The organism is Nocardia sp. NPDC003345 (assembly GCF_053589395.1).
In genome coordinates this window covers 1-2,599 of sequence record NZ_JBSFRU010000516.1, presented here as the reverse complement: position 1 = coordinate 2,599, position 2,599 = coordinate 1, and the positions used below count along the sequence as shown (strand labels likewise).

At 67.6% G+C, this 2,599-nt stretch carries 2 protein-coding genes; both read left to right on the top strand.

The window, feature by feature from the left end:
• Positions 1–1,796, top strand: a 1,796-nt coding sequence (gene narH, locus ACWDU1_RS31445) for a nitrate reductase subunit beta (protein WP_450004053.1), incomplete at its 5' end; no start/stop codon positions are given.
• A 64-nt stretch (positions 1,797–1,860) separates the two neighbouring features.
• Positions 1,861–2,541, top strand: a complete 681-nt coding sequence (narJ, locus tag ACWDU1_RS31440; protein ID WP_450004052.1) for a nitrate reductase molybdenum cofactor assembly chaperone — start codon at positions 1,861–1,863, stop codon at positions 2,539–2,541.
• The last annotated feature ends 58 nt before the right edge of the window (positions 2,542–2,599 follow it).

Genomic DNA, 2,599 nt, shown 5'->3' with positions numbered 1-2,599 from the left:
GCCATACCTGTTCGGTCACCTGTAAGCAGGCGTGGACCAACCGCGGCGGCACCGAATACGTCTGGTTCAACAATGTGGAGACCCGGCCGGGCCAGGGGTACCCGCGGCAGTATCAGGATCAGGAGAAGTGGAAGGGCGGCTGGACGCTGAACAAGCGCGGCAAGCTGACCCTGAAATCGGGTTCGCGGCTGAAGCGGCTGCTGAACATCTTCGCCAACCCCGATCTGCCGACCATCGAGGACTACTACGAGCCCTGGAGCTACGAGTACGACAATCTGCTGTCCTCACCGGCCATCGACACCACTCCGGTGGCCCGGCCGAAATCGCTGATCACCGGCGAGGATACGAAGGTCACCTGGGGTGCCAACTGGGACGACGATCTGGGGTCGGGGCCGGAACAGGTGGCCAAGGACCCACTGCTGGCCCGGGTCTCCGAGCAGGTGAAGCTCGAATTCGAAGAGACCTTCATGTTCTACCTGCCGCGGATCTGCGAGCACTGCCTCAACCCCTCCTGCGCGGCGTCGTGCCCGTCCGGGGCGATCTACAAACGCTCCGAGGACGGCATCGTCCTGGTGGATCAGGACAAATGCCGCGGCTGGCGGCAGTGCATGACCGGCTGCCCGTACAAGAAGATCTACTTCAACCACAAAACCGGTAAAGCCGAGAAATGCACCTTCTGCTATCCGCGGGTGGAGGTCGGGATACCGACCGTGTGCTCGGAGACCTGTGTCGGACGGCTGCGCTATATCGGCGTCATGCTCTACGACGCCGACGCGGTCCTCGAGGCCGCCTCGGTCACCGATGACAAGGATCTGTATCCGAGCCAGCTCGGTGTTTTCCTGAACCCGCACGACCCCCGGGTGATCGCCGAGGCCGAACGCGCCGGGATCTCCCCGGAATGGATCCAGGCCGCCCAGGATTCGCCGGTGTACAAGCTCATCGTCGACTACCAGATCGCGCTGCCGTTGCATCCGGAATACCGCACCATGCCGATGGTCTGGTACGTACCGCCGCTCTCGCCGGTGGTGGATGTGCTGTCGGAGACCGGTCACGACGGCGAGGATCACGCCAACCTGTTCGGCGCGATCGACGCGCTGCGGATTCCGGTGGAATACCTCGCCGAACTGTTCACCGCCGGTGAGGTGGGCCCGGTGCGGGCGTCCCTGCAGCGCCTGGCCGGGATGCGCGCGTTCATGCGCTCGATCAACCTCGGTCAGGAACCCGATCCGGCCATCGCGCCCTCGGTGCGGCTGGAGCCGGAGGAGATCGAGGCCATGTACCGGCTGCTGGCCATCGCGAAATACGAGCATCGGTATGTGATCCCGACCGGCGCGGGGGCGCAGGCCCACGAACTGGATTCGCTGGCCACCGGGTGCAGTCTGGACAACGACGGCGGGCCGGGGATGACCGCCTTCGACCAGATGGTGGAGAAGTTCCATCTCACCGACAGCAACGATGCGGCGCCGGAAGAGAAATCGGGCCGGATCAACCTGCTCAACTGGGACGGGAAGAATACCGACGGGCTGGTGCCGGCCGGCGTCGGCGGGCCGAACGGCAGCGTGACCGACGGGAACGGGTCCGCCGGGACGGCCGCGGGCCGGGCCGCCGGCGGAGGCGATCGCGACGGCGTCAACGGCAATGGCAACGGCGTCAACGGCAACGGCGGCAACGGGAACGGGGCGAAAGGCCGGAACGGGAACGGAAACGGCGTATCGGGGGTGGACGGGAACGGTTCCGGGGCCTCGGCCAACGGTGACGCGGGTGCGTCCGCGGAACCCACGGAGGTCCGGCGGTGACGCGGGACCGCCGCCTCGGCTCCGGCCTCCGCGGACCGCACGAACCGGCCGGGAGGAGTATCCGATGGCTCTGCTGAAACTGCGCCGCCGTCCCGAACCGGCACTGGCGATGAGCGAACGCGACCGGCGGATCGTCTGGCGGACCGCCGCGCTGCTGCTGGACTACCCCGGCGCCGGCACCCTCGCGATGCTCGGACAGCTCGACGACGCGGTGCGGGACCTCCCGGAACCGGTGCGGACACAGCTCACCGAGTTCTGTGACCATCTGCGCGTCACACCCGAACTCGAACTGGCCGCCCGCTATGTCGAAACCTTCGATATGCGGCGCCGCGCCAGCCTGCACCTGACCTTCTACGCCTACGGCGACACCCGTAAACGCGGGATGGCGCTGCTGCGGTTCAAACACGCCTACCGGCATGCCGGGGTGGAACTCGGCGACAACGAACTGCCCGACCACCTCCCGGTACTGCTCGAGTTCGCGGCCACCGTCGACCCCATCGGCGGTGAGCGCCTGCTCGGTGAGCATGTCCCGGTGCTGGAACTGCTGCGGCTTTCGCTGGCGGACAACGGTTCCCCCTATGCCGGGGTGCTGGCCGCCGTGGTATCGACCCTCGCCCCGCCCACCACCGCCGACCGCCGCCGGATCGCCGAACTCGCCGCCCAGGGGCCGCCGGAGGAAGAGGTCGGGCTCGAACCGTTCGCCATGGACCCGACCATGCCGGACCGGTCGGAAGGCCGCCGATGAGGCGATACCTCCGCCTGCGCTCCGGCCTCCGCCGGCGATACCTCCGCCTGCGCTCCGG